Source organism: Paenibacillus sp. NPDC057934 (assembly GCF_042887565.1).
Taxonomy (GTDB): Bacteria; Bacillota; Bacilli; order Paenibacillales; family Paenibacillaceae; genus Paenibacillus_AQ.
Genome location: NZ_JBHVPB010000007.1, coordinates 73,763 through 92,926 on the forward strand (window position 1 = coordinate 73,763; position 19,164 = coordinate 92,926).

Below are 19,164 nucleotides of genomic sequence, written 5' to 3' on the forward strand. Positions count from 1 at the left end.
ATACTATACGACCGTGGTCGGCATAGTTAACCTTTTACAGCCCCAACCATGAGGCCTTTGACAAAATAACGCTGCAGGAACGGGTAGAGGAAAATGATCGGTCCAATCGTGATAACTGTGAGCGCCATCTTGATCGACTCGGAAGGAATCTGGGTCGAGATCCGCTGCATCGCCGCCGCATTGCTGGAGCTCTTCAAGAACTCGACATTAGAGATCAGTGTACGCAGCAACAACTGCAATGGCTGAAGCTCTTGCTTATCGACGAACATCAGACCGAGGAACCAGTCGTTCCAATAGCCCAGGGCTACGAACAAGCCAACAGTAGCTAGAACCGGTAAGGCCAGTGGCATAATCAGCCGGGCATAGATACGGAATTCACCGGCACCGTCCATTTTGGCCGATTCATGCAAATCTTCAGGGATGGAGAGCATAAAGTTCCGAATGAGGAACATGTTGAAGGCATTAGCTAGAGACGGCAGAATAAGTGCCCAAATCGTATCTTTCAAGTGCAGGTATCTGACGATAATAATATACCAAGGCACGAGTCCCCCGCTGAAGAGCATGGTGATAATAACGAAGATCGAAAGAATATTCCGGTATTTAAAGGAACGGCGGGCCATGACATAAGCGCCCATACTCGTCAGAAACAGGGACAGTACAGTACCGACGATTGTAACGAATGTGCTGACCCCGTAAGCCTGGAATATACGGTTGGAGCCAAGCAGCAGGATCCGGTAGGAATCAAAAGTAATCGTCTTCGGCCAAAGGGAATAGCCATACTGCATAATGTCCTTCTCTGTACTCAGGGAGCCTGAGATTACCATCAGGAACGGGAACAGGCAGGCCAGACTGAACAGGCCGATGACCAGAGCAATAAGGAACTGGCTGAGGGAAAATTTTCGTGCTGACATCGTGTGGGATGACCTCCTAAAAGTATGATATGCCTGGTGTCCGAAGTGCCTCTATTAGCAAGCCCCCCCCGGACACACAGCCTTTAGAATATCGCTGAGTCTTTGTCAATTTTGCGCGCCGCATAGTTGCTGCCAAGCACCAGGAAGAAGGCGACAAAGGACTGAAGGAAGCCCGCAGCGGAAGCCATCCCGATGTCACCGGATTTACGCAAGCTCCGGTAGACGAAGGTGTCAATAACATCCGTGGTCGGGAAGAGCAGTGAAGCATCCCCTACCATGGCATAGAACATGCCGAAGTCCGCATTCATGATTCTTCCTACCGCCAGAAGGGTCAGGATGATGATCGTTGGCCGCAGCATCGGAATACTGATATAACGAATCTGCTGCCATCTGGAAGCTCCGTCAATTGAAGCGGCTTCATAATAAGAATTGTCCACAGAGGTTAAGGCCGCCAGATAGACAATTGTGCCGTAACCGGTTATTTTCCAGCGTGCTGCAATGGTCAGAATGGCTGGCCACAGCTCGGCCCGGCTATAGAAATCTATCGGTTGCAGATGCAGGTATTCCAGAAAGCGGTTGACTGCACCGTTCTCAAAGTTCAGCAGATTGTAAGCAAATACGCCTACAACGATCCAGGAAATGAAGAATGGTAGAAAGGTCAATGACTGGGTAATCCGTTTGAAATACTTGTTACGCATCTCATTCAGCAATAGAGCAAAACCTACTTCAAATACTAATCCTATAGCAATGAAAAGCGCATTGAGCAGGATCGTGTTGCGGATTGCCCGGAAGGCTACCGGTGAAGAGAATACATAATCAAAATTGCTGAACAGGGGGTGCATCCATTCACTACCAAAAATCCCTTTGGAGAAATCGAAATTTTTGAAAGCGATGACAAGACCGGCCAGCGGCAAATAGTTAAAAAGCAAGAATAGTACCCCGACGGGGAGGAACATGAGCAGCAAGGTGCGATTCTTGTACAGTTCCTTGAACACTCCGTTTAGTTTCATATCGACTTCCCTTTCGCTGTTTGGATGACTTAATTGTAAAAGAGAGCGATATACACTTCTATGAGTCATTCTTGCACTTTGTAGTTTCCTTTTGTCCTGATGACCCTATTGAAGGTCTTTATCCCCCCAAACAGGGAAGTAGCGGCTCTCCCATATGGGGAGACCCGCTACTATGCTTGCTTTTACAATTCTAATAGTCTACCGACTGTCGTCCGGCCTAGGTAATTCCACCTCTATCTTCTTGGGATGACGCAGTAGTATTCGGGTACCGCCTTGTGGGCCAGTCTCAATCTGCAGCTTGTAGTCAGACCCGAAGTATAGCTTCAGACGATCGTTCACATTGCGGAGTCCTACCCCCCGGCGAGTGGCCGTATACATTTCCTCGGCAGGCACGTCATGCTCCAGTTCCTCTATGATTTGCTGCGGAATGCCTTTACCGTTATCCGTAATCTCAATGATCATATCCTGCCCTTCGCTGCGCGCAGACACAATGATTTTACCTTTCTCAAAATCACTCCGCACACTGTGCTGAATCGCATTCTCCACCAGAGGCTGCAGCAGCAGCCGCAAGAATGGCGAGTCGAGCAGCTCTTCATCAATAGAATACAGAATGCGAATGACACTGCCCATCCGGGCCTGCTCAATCAGCACGTAGGCCTTGACCTGCTCGATTTCACGCCGCAGTGTCGTGATCTCCTTACCCTGATTCAGACTCAGCCGGAGCAAATTACCGAGTGCAGATACCATTTCACTAATATCGCTGCGTCCATGGTTCTCCGCCTTCCAGCGAATCGATTCTAGCGTATTATAGAGGAAATGCGGATTGATCTGGTGGCTTAGCACCTGGAACTCCAAGGCTTTCTTCTTCCGCTCCGAACGCCATGCATCCTGAATCAACACATCAATCCGTTGAACCAGACTGCCAACCCCGCGGTACAGCCACCCCACCTCGTCCTTCCGGGGCGAGTTCAGTATAATATTATGAAAATTCCCGTCCTCCATTCTCCGCATCAACCGCACCAAGCGTGCAATGGGCTGAGTAAAATACACTGTGATATAGAAGACAACGGCAATGCAGCAGATTAAATAGATGATCAGAAAAATAATCAACAGCCGGTTAATCTCATCATTCGTCCCGGTTAGCTCCTTGAGCAGCGTCAGGCTGACGATCGCCCATGGCTCGCTACTCAAGCCAACATAGGTTGCAAGATAAGTGTTGCCGTCGATCTTGATGGTCTGTGAGCCTTCCGGACTTTGTTGTAGATGCTCTATGAACGATTCTGAAGGGAAAGCTGTACCTGCCCACTCATTGGCAGATGAATCATAGTAAATGGTGCCATTCTTGTTCATAAGAAGCAGCTTCTGGTTCTTCAATTGCTCCGTGGGTGAAAAATAACGCTTCAGATGATCCTCCGAGACTTCCGTGACGACCACACCGCGGGGCTTCCGGTCGTAAAGGCCCGAGAAGCGTTTGATATAGGCGAGCAAGGGCCGTCCATACTTGCCTTGCTCCGGCAAGAACTGCTTCCAGATCGGCCCCACACTCTCCTGAGGTTTCTGGAACCAGTCCTCCTCAGATACAAGATCAGCCGATTCTCCCAGCGTATTCATATAAGAAGGGTACAGGGCTAGATTCATCGGGTAGACTCTGACCCGGAAGGCGTCAATTTGCGGGGTCGCCTGATAGAGCAATGTCAGCAGGTTTACTGTGAACGCCTCTTCTTCAGCGGTATTGGCTGGCGGGTCGATCAATAGATCCTGCAGGCGTTTATTGCCGATAAGCGTATTGACCTGATCATTGAGTTTATTGAGATAGATTTCAAAATTTTTGCGTGCCTGCTGAAGATAGCTTAGTGAAATCTTGGTATTGGTGTTAGTGATGCCTTCAATGGACTTGATATGCGCATAGTAAGCAAAGATAAGGAACGGCATAATAATGATCAAGAAGAACACCAGAATAATCCGGTTCCGAAACGATGCTCCGAGCCGCAGAGAAAAACGATTCACTGCTTCAGCCCTCCCTTTCTTGCATGTCGATAACAATCCCCGCAATAGTTTGCGATCCACTCATTGTGACAGCGGATACATTGATTATAATTATGCTGTAGCGTCCATCATCTTATGGAAAAGAGGAATCGCCTTGACAGCACCCAGCAAAACGGTTGTACATGTCATCTCCCACACTCACTGGGACAGGGAATGGTATATGCCCTACGAAGCCCATCACGTCAAACTCATCGAAACGATAGATACCTTAATTGAAACGTTCGAGTCTGATCCTGAATTCAAGAGCTTCTATCTTGATGGACAAACCATTGTAGTAGAGGATTATTTGCAGGTCTATCCCGAGAAGCGCAAAATTATCCAGCGCCTGTGCGATGAAGGTAAGCTGTCCCTCGGTCCATGGTATATCCTTCAGGATGAATTCCTGACGAGCGGCGAAGCCAATGTCCGTAATCTGCAAATCGGCCACCGTGATGCCAGCACGTTCGGTCCGATCTCCAAGCTCGGCTATTTCCCGGACTCCTTCGGTAACATGGGCCAGGCGGCGCAAATCCTGCAGCAAGCTGGTATAAGCACAGCCGTGTTCGGCAGAGGTGTGAAAGCCACCGGCTTCAACAACCGTGTAGAAGATGCTTCCGGCCTGGAATCTCCTTACTCCGAGCTAATCTGGCAATCTCCCGACGGTTCCAGTGTTCTCGGTATCCTGTTCGCCAATTGGTACAACAACGGTATGGAAATTCCAGTCGCCCCCGAGGCGGCCAAGGCTTACTGGGATATTCGCCTGGAGCGTGCCCGGCAGTATGCCTCCACCCGACATCTGTTGCTGATGAATGGCTGTGACCATCAACCCATCCAGACCGACCTGTCCGAAGCCCTGCGTGTTGCGCGCGAACTCTATCCTGACTGCGAATTCATCCATTCGAACTTCGATGACTACGTGAAAGCGATCAAGGAAGAGCTTCCGGAAGATCTGACCCTCACTACCGGCGAGCTGCGCGGGCAGCATACTGACGGCTGGTATTCGCTGGTCAATACAGCATCGGCGCGCGTGTATATCAAGCAGCTCAATCAACAGAATCAGACGCTTCTGGAAAAAACGGCAGAGCCGCTGGCTGCCCTGGCACATGGGCTGGGCAAAGCCTATCCGCATGGTCTGCTGCAATATGCCTGGAAGACCCTGATGCAGAATCATCCGCATGACAGCATTTGCGGCTGCAGTGTGGACGAAGTGTATCATGAGATGAAGACCCGGTTCGCGAAGAGCATGGAAGTCGGCTCGTCCCTCGCCACCGAGAGTGCCAAATTCATCAGTTCCAAGGTGGACACTTCCGCATTCGCATCATACAGCGATCAAGCCGTTCCGTTCGTGGTCTATAATACCAGCGGCTACGCGACCAGCGGTACAGTGACTGTAGAAGTGGAATGGTCCCGCCGTTTCTTCAACCAAAGTGAAGATCCTGTCGCTGTCTTCAATGAGGTCGCCGGCCGTACACATGGCGAAGGCTATCTGGTTGATGCAGCAGGTGTAAGACTTGATGTCACCGCCGAAGATTTGGGCGTACGCTTCGGCTACGAGCTACCCGGTGACAAGTTCAGACAGCCTTACATGGCCCGGGCCCTGCGCCTGACCTTTGAGGCGACGAATCTTCCTGCATTGGGTCTGGCTTCCTACGCGTGGATTCCTAGCAAGGATGTCCAGGTGGAGCAGGAGCCCCAGGATGTCTATCTGGTTACCGGTGACCTGACTATGGAGAACGAGCATCTCCGAGTCAGCCTGGAAGTAGACGGCAGCTTCTCCCTGCTGGATAAAACCAGTGGCCAGCTGTATAGCGGCCTTGGCATTTATGAGGATGTCGGCGATATCGGGAACGAATATATTTTCAAACAGCCTGTAGGCGACACAGCCATCACAAGTCGTGGTGTGCAGGCCGAGATTACGTTAGCCGAGGATACGCCTTACCGTGCTACTTTTGAAATCCGCCATACGCTGGAAATTCCGGCTTCGGCTAATGAGCTGCTGCTGCAGGAAGTAGAGACCATGGTAGAGTTCAGGCAGCGCCAGGCGACCCGGTCACAACAGCTTGTCCCCCTTCATATCGTCACCCGCATCAGCCTGGAGCGTAGCGGTCATGCCCTGCAGGTGCATACCCGTATCGACAATCAATCGAAGGATCACCGCCTGCGGGTCTTGTTGCCATCCGGCGTCCAATCGGCTGTGCATTATGCCGACTCTGTCTTTGAAGTGGCTGAACGCCAGACCGTACCCGCACCGGAGTGGGAGAACCCAAGCAACTGTCAGCATATGCAATCCTTCGTCGATGTGCATGGAGACGGCAGAGGCCTGACTGCTGCTGGCAAAGGCTTGAACGAATACGAAGTGCTACGTGATACCGAGGGCACGATTGCCGTCACACTGCTTCGCAGTGTCGGAGAGCTTGGCGACTGGGGTGTCTTCCATACTCCTGATGCCCAGTGCCTTGGAGCAAACGAAGCAGAGTGGAGCATTATTCCGCACCGTGGCAACGAGACTCGCTTCGATGCTTATCGTGAAGCCTATCGTTTCGCTGTTCCGCTCATCACAGCCCAGACGGACATTCATGAAGGCGAACTACCGCCCGTACACAACTTCCTCACTTGGGAAGGAAGAGGGCTTGCCTTCTCGAACCTGAAGCTCAGCGAAGGTAGCGGTGACCTGATGGCTCGCTGGTACAACCTCGCGGAGACACCATCTGAACTGAGCATTCAAACCAGCGAGGATACCGTGCTCTATACCAGCAATATCATGGAACAACACACTTCGGACGTTCTGGAACAATCGCTTCCAGTGAGTAAGACAGGCATCGTGACTGTCGGGATCTCGTCCCGATAACCTTTTTCTTCCGTCCTAAATGATTCATATGGTCTGCAATTGACTTGATTTGCTTTTTGGACCTCCTGGCTGCCAATTCCTTCGAATGGGCAGCCAGAAGGTTATTCCTCAGCCATCCCCAGCTGTCTTCTAAACTCCTTCGGTGTGCAGCCTACCTGCTTCTTGAACAGCTTCGAGAAATGCACCGGGTCCTTGTATCCCACCTGATAGGAAATCTGATAGATTTTAAATTTCACATCGTACAGCATTTCCTTGGCTTTTTTAACACGAATCTCCGTCAGATATTCGAGAAAGGTCTTATGCAGTTCCTTCTTAAAAAGCTTGCTGAGCCACACCGGTGTTACGTGAACAGCAGAAGCCACGCTTTGCAGCGTGAGGCTTTCTGCATAATCACGGTGTAATATTTTCTCCGCCTCGCTGACGATCTGACTTGGCGTCTCCGAAAGCTTGCGGAAGTCGGCAGCAATCTCATGCAAGAACGCTTCAGTCTGCACACGCAGGGCTTGCAATGTATCGTACTGCTCCAGCAGCTCCCAGACCGCTATCGGATTACTCCTCCAATTCTTAAGGACCGTCCCCTCCGCCCCTCTGCGAAACACTTCGAACAACCACTCAAAAATTTTCTGCTGAATATCCCTCAGCTGTGTAAGCTGCCAGGAATGCACCATCTCGATGAAGCTGTCCATCGCCCTTGAAATATCAGCATCCGTCCCGTAGCGGACCAGATCAAGCATTTCTTCCGGCTCCTGAAGCGACAGGTCCTCATTCTCACCATCATAAAAAAGCCCCTGCTCTGTAAACAGCCGGTTGCCGCCATAGACCGCCTTCTGCTCCATTACACTTAACGCCTCAGTGTACATGTGATAAAGATTCCGGGTGTTGCCCGGCTTAGTCAGCATCCCGGCACTGGCCGTAATTTTGACAAACTCATTGATTCTCTGAATCAACAGTTGTGCCATCCCCTGGGCAAATTCCGTCTGCTCCAGTTGCGAGCTGCCGAGCACGACGATCCAGCGGTTGTGATTATCCTTATAAAGAGCGGACGGATGCGGATATTCCTCCTCCAACGTCTGATGAACGACATTTCCGATCCCGAACAGGATCAGTTCCTTCTCATGCGGATTCCGGTTCTCAATCGCCTTGAGATTATCGGCCTCGATGACAATCAGGAACATCGACTCACTTAGCATCCATTCCAGCTCCAACGTCTGCAGGCGGTGACATCTGCGCATCTCCAGATTGGGGTCGTAGACATGCTCGATCATTTCCTTCAGCAGTTCCTCGCGCATTTTGGGAATGGCGAAGACGGCCTGGTTGCGCAGCATCTGGCGGTTGCGTTGATCCATCCTTCTGCGGTTGATCGTCTCCACTGATTTATCCACCATTTTTCCCAGTTCATCCAGGTTGATCGGCTTCAAGATATAATCGCATACACCTGACTGCATAGCCTGCTTCACCAGTTCAAAATCATCATATCCGCTGACAATAATCTTCTCCGGTTTATAGTCCTCCACAGGGGACAGAGCGCTCAGGAACTCCAAGCCCGACATGCGGTTCATTTTGATATCCGTAATGATCAGATCCGGTCTGGCCTCCAGCGCCGTGTGCAAGGCAATATCCCCGTCCTCCGCCACCATAATCTCCGTAATATTGTAATCCTCCCAAAGAAAGCGGTTACGCAAACCTTCACGAATCTCATATTCATCATCCACTATAAGTACGCTAAGCATCTGTTCACCTTCCCGATTCGCTTTTTTATACCTCTGTTTCCTGTGGCAACATTATGCTTTAGTTTCATACTAACTGACAGCGGTTTGGAATGCACGGGGGTAATCCTGAACTTTTATGGGTGGATATTAAATTGCACGGATGATCTCTTGCAAAAAAAATAAAACGGCATCGTCCTGAGAGACTTCTACCGTTTCATTTTTATACGTGATACGCTGTATTTCATTTCTAAAATTTATGTACCTCTGATCACGAATGGACGGATAACACGGATAATGCCTTCAGCTTATTAACAATGGCGCCCTCACAGTCGCCCTCTAGTGAAATGGATTCCGAGGCATAGGGAGCAAGCTCCTCATGATATCCGATCATAACGGCATGGCGGGCCTGCTGGAACATGGAAATGTCATTGGCATCATTGCCGAAAGCAATAAATTCCTGCTTCCGTACCCCAAGCCGTTGTAATGCATTCCATTTATGGATGTTCTGCGGGCTGATATCTATGACATTTTCATTGCGGTGCCTGTGAATGACCACACCAAGATCTTTCAGGGATTCCGCCAGCCCTTCCATATCGTCAGCAGTCAGGATTAGAATCTTGACGATGGATTTCAGTGATTCTACAGGAAGACGCTTGGCCAGCTCAGAGGGGTCCACATTATTCAGAATGGGATGATCAGGCGGGCCGGTGTAGGCATAATCCCAATCACTGTCAATCAGATAAGTGGCCTGATGTTCTTCAATCAGCCTATGGATCTCCTGCACCTCCTCTTGACTGAAAGCTTCGGCATGCTGAACCTGACCTTCCTTGGACACTAATGACCCGTTGCCGCCAATGAGCGCAAAGGAATGAAATCGTTCATGCAGAACCGGTAACATATCACGAATCGGACGGGCAGAGGCAAAAATCACTTCATGCCCTGCATGCGTCAATTCTTCCAGACGAGTCAGGATCATTTCGGATACCGGTTGGCCTTTGAAGCAAATAGTACCATCCAAATCAAAGACAAATTTCACTTCATTTCCCTCCACAACAGATAAATTCATGTAATATATTACACCCATCCTACCGCTATTTTGAGAGAAAATAAAGGATAGATTGGGGCATCTTTCAGGGGACTGATGGTGCTGCTGATCCCCTTTGTCTGCCAGCTCGTCAGGCCGATTCAGAAGAGCAGTTCAAGAAGGAGCGTGATTGACAATTCAAATCAATTACAGTACCTTTAGTCAAAAAAAGAACACACCCGAGGTGAAACCACAGATGGCTACAGTTAATTTGCAGCACGTGTCTAAAGTATTTACATCCCAGAAGGAGAAGGTTCAGGCTCTGGAGAACGTCAACCTTGCCCTGGAACCCCATGAATTTGTAGCCATTATCGGACCCAGCGGCTGCGGCAAAAGCACCCTGCTGAAGATCGTTGCCGGCCTGGATACCGGGTATGAAGGATCTGTCGAGCTGGATGGCAAGCCTGTTACAGGACCTAGCATTCAGAAAGGCGTTATTTTTCAAGAGCACCGTTTGTTCCCTTGGCTGACTGTCGAAAAGAATATTGCCGCTGATCTATCCCTGAAAGACCCTGAGGTCAGAAAAGCTGTCGATGAAATGATCGAACTGGTCAAGCTTGGCGGATTCGAGAAGTCCTTTCCCAAGCAATTATCCGGCGGGATGTCCCAACGCGTAGCCATTGCCAGGGCCCTGATCCGGAATCCGAAGGTTCTGCTGCTGGACGAGCCCTTTGGTGCTCTTGACGCTTTCACACGCAACCACATGCAGGAAGCACTGCTGGATATCTGGCGTAGTAACCGTACCACTATGCTGCTTGTGACCCATGATATTGACGAGGCCATTTTCCTTGCCGACCGGATTGTGGTCATGCAGTCCAAGCCGGGCAGAGTGAAAGAGATTATTCCCATTAGCCTGCAGCATCCCCGTTCCCGCGTGTCCGGGCCATTTCTGGAGTACCGTAAGCGGGTATTAGAAGCCCTGAGTGACTCCGAGCTGACAGAACCTGCATACAGCATCTAGCAAGAACATCTTAATTTCTCTATTTTGAATTTACGTCTCACCCATGCCGGGTGAGGCGTTTTTTTATAATCCCAACCGCTCGATCTCCTGCTGCAGATGCCGGAGCAGCTCCTGATGGGCGATAGAGAAATGCTGCCGCTTCGAGCGGGCATAGCCCAGTTGGATTACCTCCTGGTCCAGTTCCTTCGCTTCCAGCGGAATCGCTACAATATCCCCGCTCAGAATCAGCGGATCGTTCATAATATTGAACTCCATGAAGATGCTGATCACATCCCCTTCGGCAATCGTCCGCTTCAGTACCTCCTGATTGGTCGACGTGAACAGAACCTGCACAGGGCCGTATTTCAGCATGAGCTTTTTCATAAAAAGCCGGGAGAAACTGCCGTTCACGCTGACAAAAGTCTGGTCCAGAATATCCTCTATCACTAGCTTACTTTTTGAAGCCAAAACAGATTTCCTGCCCACACAGACAACCAGCCTCGTCTCTACCATCGTTGTCAGCCATAAATCTTTAATATGCTGGCTATGCTCGGCATGAAAGTAGATCAGCCCCATATCGGTGATATCCTGGCGGATGTCCTCCAGAATCTCCACCGAATCCTTTTCAGTGATCTCCAACTTGACATAGGGGTTATTCGCCTTGAAAGACATAATGGCTTTTGGAAGAATCGCGATAAAGTTGGGGCTGACAGAGAGGCGAATATCGCCATGAATCTGCTCCTTTTGACCAGAGACCTCATCCTCAAACTCCTGAACCTTCAGCAGAATTTCGCTAGCTTTGGCGATCAGGATCTTTCCCCGCTCAGTAGGCAGCGTCCCGTGCCGCGTTCTGCGGAACAACTCGAACCCCACCTCTTTTTCCAGCTTCATGATGGCTTTGCTGATACCAGCCTGTGAGATATGCATGGTCTCCGCAGTAGCCGAAATGGATCCTGTTTTCGCTACATTTACAATATATTCTATTTGTTCAATATTCACCTGAAATTCTCCCCGTTCCCATAACCAATGGTTATATAAACATCATTCAAAGTTATTTTACTTGTTTAATCGGATATAGTAAAGTGATCTTTAACTTAGACAAAGGGGACTCGAACTATCATGAAAAGAAATACATTCGCAATTCTATTAGCTGCCATAAGTATGCTGCTGGTACTCGCTGCCTGCGGTAAAGATAATAACTCTGGTAACTCCGGTAGCAATTCCACCGCCTCCGGCACCAATCAAGTGGCCTCCGCTCCAGAAGTCACTGTCAATATCGGCGTCCAGCACGCCGTTGCTCCGCTGGTTCTGGCTCAGCAGCAGAAATGGTTCGAAGAAGAATTCGCCAAGCATAACGCCAAGGTAAGCTGGGTAGAAGTACCAGGTGGACCGGCGCAATTCGATGCGATTCTTACGGATCGCCTGGATCTCGCGGTAACCGGTAATACGACCGTTATCACTGGACAAATATCCGATATTCCTTTCAAAGAGATTGCCATTGGCAGCACCGGCTCCAAAAATGTTGGACTGCTGCTACCCAAAAACAGTACGATCACCGATCTCAGCGAACTAAAAGGCAAGAAAATCGCTGTAGCCAAGGCAACAGCAGCGTATGACATTCTGTTCAGATTACTGGACAAAGCTGGTCTGACCGCAAATGATGTGGAGCTTATCCAGCTCAGTGCGGATGAAGCCAAGGCGGCGTTCGTCGGAGGTTCTGTGGATGCATGGGCTATCGGCGAGCCTTACCTGTCAACAGCCGTTGTAGATGAAGGCGCCAAGGTTCTCGCAGACGGTTCTTCCATTAACTACATCAGTCCTGCATTCCATATTGTCCGCACCAAGTTTGCCGATGAACATCCGGATCTCGTCGTTGCCTATCTCAAGGTACTGGAAAAAACACTGCAGTGGCAGAAGGATCACCTGGATGAAGCGGTAAAAATCTACGCTGAGGGCACCAAGCTGAACCCCGAGGTTGTTAAATCCGTCATCTCCAATGTCCAGTTCGCGACTGTCCCGGTCTCTGATAATTTTGTCAAAGCTCAAGGGGAGCTGGCAGCATTCCTGTTAAAAGAAAAAGCAGTAAATAAATCTGTTGACCCTTCCAAGGTCGTGGATAACACCTTCATCAATCAAGCACTGGAAGAAGTGAAAAACGATAAATAACCGTTAGGAGAGACAGCTATGAGTACAATCACCATCCCTATCCAAGAACTTAAAGACATGGGTAAAAAAGTCCTGCTGAAATACGGCGCTACCGAGCATGAAGCAGAGATTATCGCTAGTGATTATCTGGATGCCGATCTGAGGGGGCGCTCATCACATGGTTTTACCTTCTTCAAGCAGGCGGTCGGCTCCCTCGAAGGCAGAGGGAAATATGAAGCCGCTCCGCTAGAAGGCTCTTATCTACATGTAGCCGGAAATTACGATCTCGGACATATCGTAGCCCGGGAAGCGATTGATCTCGCCCTTCCAGCACTCGCCGAGCGCAAAGTGATCACCATCGGCCTCACCGATGTCTCCCGTTTTAACTGCCCGGGCATTATTGCCAGGTACGGAGCAGAACGCGGCGCGATTACGCTAATCTCCGCTTATGGCGGAATGAGCGTGATGGCACCGCCCGGAGGCAAAGGCGCTGCTGTGAACAATACGCCGCTAGCGATTGCCATCCCGCATACAGATCCGCTGTTTGTACTCGACATGGCGGTGTCGGAACGGGCTTGGGGCCATCTCAGCATTGCTAAATTCAAAGGGGAAACCATCCCTGAGCATTGGGGCGTGGATGAAGAAGGCCAGCCGACTGAGAATCCTGCGGATGTTAAATGGCTCTCCCCGCTTGGCGGCTACAAAGGCTTCGGCCTGGCGCTCGCACTGGAAATTCTCAGCGGAGCCCTTGTCAACGTGCCTATCGGAGCCAAAGGACTCAAGAAGAATCGCGGAGCTTTCATCCAATTGATCGATCCTACCATTTTCGGTCATACTGTGGAATCCTTCACCGCACAGGTCACCGGCTTCCTTGGCGAACTAGGAGATATTCCGCTGGCAGAAGGCCATGAGGGCCCCATTACCTATCCTGGACAAGCTTCGGAACAGCGCTATCAGGCAGCACTGGCCTCCGGTGTCATTACGCTGCACCATTCTGCTATTGATTACCTGCGGAATGAGCTATGAAAACACAGAAATCTTATGTGAAATATGTATACGGCAGCCTGCTCCCTCTACTTATTGTGGTGGTGTGGCAGTTGATCGGGGAGCTTCATCTGTTGCCTCCCCAGCTGCTCCCCACACCGCTCAAGATCGGCAGAAGCTTTATTGACCTGCTCTCAAGCGGTGTGTTGTTGTCCAATATCGGGATCAGCATCTATCGTGCCCTGATCGGATTTCTGATTGGCGGCGGGCTGGGTATCGTATTCGGATTATTAGTTGGCTTCTATAAAAAAACGGAATGGACGCTGGACCCGACGCTACAGATGATTCGTACGGTTCCGCATTTGGCGATTATGCCGCTGTTCATCCTGTGGTTCGGTTTCGGGGAGTTCTCGAAGGTGCTGCTGATTGCGATGGGTGCCTTCTTCCCTATCTATCTCAACACCTTCGTCGGCATTCGCAGCGTGGACTCCAAGCTGTTCGAGGTGTCCCGTATTCTGGAGTTCAGTAGATTCAAGCAGATCACCCGCCTCATTCTGCCGGCTGCCATGCCCAATCTGCTGCTCGGTATCCGCTTGTCCCTCGGTACGGCCTGGCTGAGCCTGATCGTTGCCGAGCTAATGGGGGCGAATGCCGGAGTCGGCTATATGATCTCGGATGCCCGCCAGTTTGCCCAAACTGAGGTTGTCTTCGTCGGCATCGTTATCTTCGCCGGAGTCGGCAAGCTAACCGACTCCCTTGTGCGCAAGCTTGAGACCCGCCTGCTGCGCTGGCGGGATAATTACAACGGCTGATCATCTTATCAGTTGCACGTGCAGGAATAAACCAAACAGGCGTAGCCTTTCCCTTCTATGCGGGATGCTGCGCCTGTTTTTTACATGAGTAAAGTCCGCTGCGGAATATGCCATGACACCTCTTTGCCCAATATCATCTCTATGGCTTGCATGTTAGAATTCAAATATAGCATTCCTATTTGAAAACAACAGATCACCATCTTTTATCGGGAGGCGTCTAACATGTCAGAGAATCAAGATCCTGAATTCCCTGCTCCGCATCATGAGGTGGGAGAACGTCAGGACCTATGGGTGACGATGAGTGACGGGGTACAGTTGATGACCCACGTATGGTTAAGCAGGGGCGAACAGCCCGCGCCAGTGATTGTGGTTCGCAATCCTTACATAGGCAGAGAATTCCGGCCAGACCCCGAAGTCGTAATGCTCTCTGCTTATGGATACAATGTCATCATCCAGGAGTGTAGAGGACGCGGTTCCTCCGGCGGGCGCTGGGTGCCGTTTGTACATGAGAAGCAGGATGGCCTGGATACACTGGATTGGATTATCGCTCAGCACTGGTGCAACGGGAATATTGGCTTATATGGCGGTTCCTATCTTGGCTTTAACCATTGGGTGCTCGCAGACAGTCTGCCGCCCGAGGTCAAGACACTATATATTTCCGTGATCGGTACCGAACAACAACGCTTCATCTATATGGACGGGATGTTCCGTCCGGATATCTATACCAGCTGGACGGTTACCAACGCTGACGCCGATCTTAAAGGCCGCAGTCCCCGGGAGCTGGAAAAGCAGGCGCGCGAATTCCGCCCTCCCCTGGAGATGGATGTGACTCTACTCGGTAAAGAGCTGGCATGGTACCGTGAATTCCTGTTGAACCCGGGAGCCGGAGACGAGCTATGGCAGGAGGACTTCTGGCAGGAATTCCGGCATATTCCGTCCCGTCTTACCGTTCCGGTCTGTATGGTCGGAGGATGGTTTGATATTGCGCTGGAAAGCATGATGCTGACTTATGAGCAGATTCCACCGGAGATCCGGGCGCGCAGCCGCTTTATCGTCGGTCCTTGGGTGCATTCGCTCACGCCGCATGGCGACCGTAGTTTTCCGGGTGGAACCGTTAATGGCGGCAATGGAGGTTTACGCGAGGTTATGGGATGGTTTGATTACATGCTCAAGCAGGCGGCGTATAAAGAGGAGCTCGGCACAGTTAAGACCTATGTAATCGGCGTGGATGACTGGAAATATTGGACGTCCTGGCCGCCGCCGGTGCAGAAGCGAACCTGTTATTTAGGCCAGCATAACACCCTTGGCAATGTGCCCGAAGCGGATGAGCATCAGTTAAGTTACACTTACGATCCGCTTGATCCAGTGATTACTGTAGGTGGAAGCGGTCTCTTATCTACCTTTGAACCCGGGCCAGGCCAGCCCCGCACAGCTTGTGCACTACAGCCGGAACCAGGCTATCGCCAGGATGTCCTGAGCTTTCTCTCTGTACCGCTGGAAGAGGAACTATACCTCGCAGGCTCCATTGAAGCGGTGCTGCAGATCAAGTCAACCGCTGAAGATACCTCGTTCACCATCAAAGTGAGCGAGGTTCTGCCGGACGGCAGCGCCTATAATATCGCTGATGGCATAACTTCACTGGCATACCGGAACGGCTCGCCATCAGCTCTGCCTTATTCGCCCGGCTCACTCGAAGAAATAACGTTCCAGTTATGGCCTATCACCTGGGCACTGGGGTCAGGCTCACGGATCAGGGTCGATATTTCCTCTTCCAACTTCCCTGCTTATCATGTGCACCCTAACCAGGCCGGCAACTGGGCCGGGATACAGGAGACTGTGACGGCCGAGCAGAGTATTTATTGGGGTGGAAGTCACAACGCTTGTATCCAGCTTCCGGTATGGAAGCCACAATCTTAGCCGTATAAATGTGTAAATCAAAGGCGGCCCCGGTCAAACGTAGTGAACGTTTGACCAGGGCCGCCTGTTTTAGTCAGCTTTGAAGGCATTGATGTTCTACAATGCTAATGCCTTGGAAGAACTACGTAGCTTGAGCCCGCCATTGTTGTCCAGCTCACGGAGCCATTTTCGTCCCGCGTAACGACTGCCGGCTGTCCATTGCAGGTGATTTCCACATCGCCATCACCAGGCACACGCAGCGTACATTCTCCGTCATTGTAGGCATGAATAACAGCCTGGTCCAACAATCCCCGACTCCAGATCATATCCACGGTATAGCCGCCCCTGGCCCGCAGTCCCCGTACCTCACCCTCGGCCCATGCTTTCGGAAGCGCCGGAAATAGATGCAGTTCTCCGGCATGGCTTTGCAGGAGCATTTCGGAAATCCCGGCAGCGCCGCCAAAATTCCCATCAATTTGGAAAGGTGGATGATTGTCAAGGAGGTTTGGCAGCGTGGAGTGAGCCAGCAGCGCCTGGACATTCTCCCACGCTTTCTCTCCATCCGCAAGTCTAGCCCAGAGATTAATAATCCAGGCCCGGCTCCAGCCAGTATGGCCTCCTCCGTGCGCCAGCCGTCGCTCCAGCGTCACCCGCGCCGCCTTCATCCACTCCGGGGTTTCCCTGGCGGAGAAACGTGTCCCGGGATGCAGCGCGAACAGATGCGAAATATGCCGATGGCCCGGCTCAGCCTCTTCGTAGTCCTCCAGCCACTCCTGTAGCTGTCCGTGCCTGCCGATCTCCGGCTGCGGCAGTCGTTCGCGCAGTGTATGCAGCCGCTCAGCAAAAGCAGCATCCACCTCCAGAATATCCGCTGCCTCGATGCAGGCGCTGAACAGCTCATGCAGAATCTGGCTGTCCATCGATGGACCCGCGCAGAGGATTCCCGCAGTGCCATCGGGCAGCAGATAAGTATTCTCCGGGGAGACTGACGGCACGGTGACCATACGTCCGTCCGGCAGCTCCGTCAAATAGTCTTCGAAGAACTCCGTCGCCTCTTTAAGTATGGGATATACGCGTTCCAGAAAAGCAGTATCCTTGCCGAATTGGTAATGCTCCCACAAATGCAGGCATAGCCAGGCTGCACCCATTGTCCAGTAGGTAGCGGGAATATAGTGATCCTGCGGTGCCGTATCGCCCCACAAATCCGTATTGTGATGAGCTACGAAGCCTTTGCAACCATACATATCCCGGGCCGTTATCCTGCCCGGCTCCCGCATACGCTCAATCATCTCGAACAAGGGTTCATGGCAATCCGCCAGATTGCCTGATTCTGCAATCCAATAATTCATCTGGGTGTTGATATTAATCGTATATTTGCTGTCCCAAGGAGGCAGAAACTGCTCATTCCAGATTCCTTGCAACGTGGTCGGCAAGGAGCCAGGTCTGCTAGAAGCCGCCAGAAGGTAGCGCCCGAATTGATAATAGAGCGCGATCAGGCTGAGGTCCTCTTCACCGCTACGGATACGATCCAGACGGACATCCGTTGGCAGGTTATCCCCTTGCAATTGGCCCTCTTCGACCGCTGCGCCAAGCCGGATCGATACGCGTCCCATCACAGCCTCCATGTCGAGGATATGCCGCTCCTTCAGCGCGGCATATTCCAAGTCCCACGCCTGATCCATAGCCTTCAAAGCTTGCAGCTCCGGCTGGGAATAGCGATAGGAGGTTGCCGCTGTCAGGTACAGAGTCACAGTATCAGCCTGCTCCACTACGACGTGCTCTCCAATAATGGCCGCCTTGCCGCCACCTTTGGCTTTCACACGCAGTACGGTGCGAAAATCCACCCCACCTGCGCCCCCCTCATTCCCCCGCATAACCAGCGTATGATTATCGGCTTGGACAAGCTCGTCATAGTAGCGATTGTTGCTACCCCGCTTCAGCCGGGCTTTGAAGCTCACGGCTCCCGGCACATTGGCCGTGATGCGCATAACCATCACCTGATCGGGATAGCTGACGAAGATCTCCCGCTCATAACTTACATCGTTCACTTCATAACGGACACTGGCTATTCCATCAGCCAGATTCAATTGACGTGAATAGTTCGCAATTGCTCCCCCATGTTCAAACACTAGCGCCAGTTCTCCAAGTGGAACATAATGGCGCTGACTTTCAGGGATACCCGACAGGGTTAGCACAGCCAGTTCCTGTGCCTTTCCTACCTCACCCCGCAGCAGCAGTTGCTGCACCTCCGCCAGATTTGCCTTGGCATCCGGATTATTGCGATTCCGCGGCCCCCCGTACCACAGGCTGTCTTCATTCAGCGCGATTCTTTCTTCCAGCGGATCACCATAGATCATCGCACCAAGCCGGCCATTACCTACAGGTATGGCATTCTCCCATCGGTCGCTCGGGGAGGTAAACCATAACCTCAGATCGTCAATTCCTTTCACCTGTGAAGCTGAACTCATGTGAATCATTCTCCTCTCAAATTTCTATATTTTCTATATATAATACGAACTTAGGATTCGAATGTAAGACTCGGTTGTTACTACGGTGAATGTTTGGACTTCCTGTCGCTGTTGTCCCCTGATTTCTTCTTTATGAACCGCTTCTATATAGTGTGAACTTAGAAATCCAACGTCCTGGAAGGGCGAAATCCTTGGTATACTAAGGTGTAACTTGTGTAGCACATCCGTGGGCTATCATTCTTAAGTTCAGCGAATAGAAGAGGCTTAAAATAGAAGAAGTAAGATAACAACGGCGAATGCAAGTCTACACTTCACTGGAATCATCACCCGAG

Annotated in this window: 13 protein-coding genes; 6 read left to right on the forward strand and 7 right to left on the reverse strand. The window is 51.1% G+C overall.

Features of this window, described 5'->3' with window-relative positions:
• Positions 1-26 precede the first annotated feature (26 nt).
• From ACFVRY_RS17255 to ACFVRY_RS17265, 3 genes are all read right to left on the reverse strand, one after another.
• Positions 27-911: a carbohydrate ABC transporter permease gene (locus tag ACFVRY_RS17255; protein ID WP_379194803.1), complete on the reverse strand. Its 885-nt coding sequence runs from the start codon at positions 909-911 to the stop codon at positions 27-29.
• An 83-nt stretch (positions 912-994) separates the two neighbouring features.
• A complete protein-coding gene (locus ACFVRY_RS17260) occupies positions 995-1,921 on the reverse strand; it encodes an ABC transporter permease (RefSeq protein WP_387501479.1) in 927 nt (308 codons plus the stop codon).
• Positions 1,922-2,119: 198 nt separating this feature from the next.
• Positions 2,120-3,928: a cache domain-containing sensor histidine kinase gene (locus ACFVRY_RS17265; protein ID WP_387501480.1), complete on the reverse strand. Its 1,809-nt coding sequence runs from the start codon at positions 3,926-3,928 to the stop codon at positions 2,120-2,122.
• Between the two features lie 133 nt (positions 3,929-4,061).
• Between ACFVRY_RS17265 and ACFVRY_RS17270 the strand changes: the two genes are divergently transcribed.
• Entirely contained in the window at positions 4,062-6,794 is a 2,733-nt protein-coding gene (locus ACFVRY_RS17270) for an alpha-mannosidase (protein WP_387501481.1), read from the forward strand.
• Positions 6,795-6,895: 101 nt separating this feature from the next.
• Here ACFVRY_RS17270 and ACFVRY_RS17275 read toward each other — a convergent pair whose 3' ends face one another.
• Both ACFVRY_RS17275 and ACFVRY_RS17280 read right to left on the reverse strand, forming a co-directional pair.
• Positions 6,896-8,524 (reverse strand): response regulator, encoded by a 1,629-nt coding sequence (locus ACFVRY_RS17275; RefSeq protein ID WP_387501482.1) that lies wholly within the window; start codon positions 8,522-8,524, stop codon positions 6,896-6,898.
• A 247-nt stretch (positions 8,525-8,771) separates the two neighbouring features.
• Positions 8,772-9,539: an HAD-IIB family hydrolase gene (locus tag ACFVRY_RS17280; protein WP_387501778.1), complete on the reverse strand. Its 768-nt coding sequence runs from the start codon at positions 9,537-9,539 to the stop codon at positions 8,772-8,774.
• A 244-nt stretch (positions 9,540-9,783) separates the two neighbouring features.
• Here ACFVRY_RS17280 and ACFVRY_RS17285 point away from each other — a divergent pair, with 244 nt between their 5' ends.
• Positions 9,784-10,548, forward strand: coding sequence for an ABC transporter ATP-binding protein (locus ACFVRY_RS17285; RefSeq protein ID WP_387501483.1), 765 nt, complete (start codon positions 9,784-9,786; stop codon positions 10,546-10,548).
• Positions 10,549-10,611: 63 nt separating this feature from the next.
• On the opposite strand, the gene ACFVRY_RS17290 is transcribed toward ACFVRY_RS17285, so the two are convergent.
• Positions 10,612-11,526 (reverse strand): LysR family transcriptional regulator, encoded by a 915-nt coding sequence (locus ACFVRY_RS17290; RefSeq protein WP_387501484.1) that lies wholly within the window; start codon positions 11,524-11,526, stop codon positions 10,612-10,614.
• A 120-nt stretch (positions 11,527-11,646) separates the two neighbouring features.
• Here ACFVRY_RS17290 and ACFVRY_RS17295 point away from each other — a divergent pair, with 120 nt between their 5' ends.
• The 4 genes from ACFVRY_RS17295 to ACFVRY_RS17310 all read left to right on the forward strand — a co-directional run bounded on the left by ACFVRY_RS17295 (position 11,647) and on the right by ACFVRY_RS17310 (position 16,385).
• Positions 11,647-12,693 carry an aliphatic sulfonate ABC transporter substrate-binding protein gene (locus ACFVRY_RS17295; RefSeq protein ID WP_387501485.1) on the forward strand — a complete coding sequence of 349 codons (1,047 nt, stop codon included), beginning with the start codon at positions 11,647-11,649 and terminating at the stop codon, positions 12,691-12,693.
• Between the two features lie 18 nt (positions 12,694-12,711).
• Positions 12,712-13,698: an Ldh family oxidoreductase gene (locus ACFVRY_RS17300; protein ID WP_387501486.1), complete on the forward strand. Its 987-nt coding sequence runs from the start codon at positions 12,712-12,714 to the stop codon at positions 13,696-13,698.
• Positions 13,695-14,468, forward strand: a complete 774-nt coding sequence (locus ACFVRY_RS17305; RefSeq protein ID WP_387501487.1) for an ABC transporter permease — start codon at positions 13,695-13,697, stop codon at positions 14,466-14,468. The genes ACFVRY_RS17300 and ACFVRY_RS17305 overlap by 4 nt, the downstream gene beginning before the upstream one ends.
• A 222-nt stretch (positions 14,469-14,690) precedes the next feature.
• On the forward strand, positions 14,691-16,385 hold the full coding sequence (locus ACFVRY_RS17310; protein ID WP_387501488.1) for a CocE/NonD family hydrolase: 1,695 nt from the start codon (positions 14,691-14,693) through the stop codon (positions 16,383-16,385).
• Between the two features lie 104 nt (positions 16,386-16,489).
• Here the strand turns inward: ACFVRY_RS17310 and ACFVRY_RS17315 are convergent, their stop codons facing one another.
• Positions 16,490-18,832, reverse strand: coding sequence for a glycoside hydrolase family 95 protein (locus ACFVRY_RS17315; protein ID WP_387501489.1), 2,343 nt, complete (start codon positions 18,830-18,832; stop codon positions 16,490-16,492).
• Positions 18,833-19,164 lie beyond the last annotated feature (332 nt).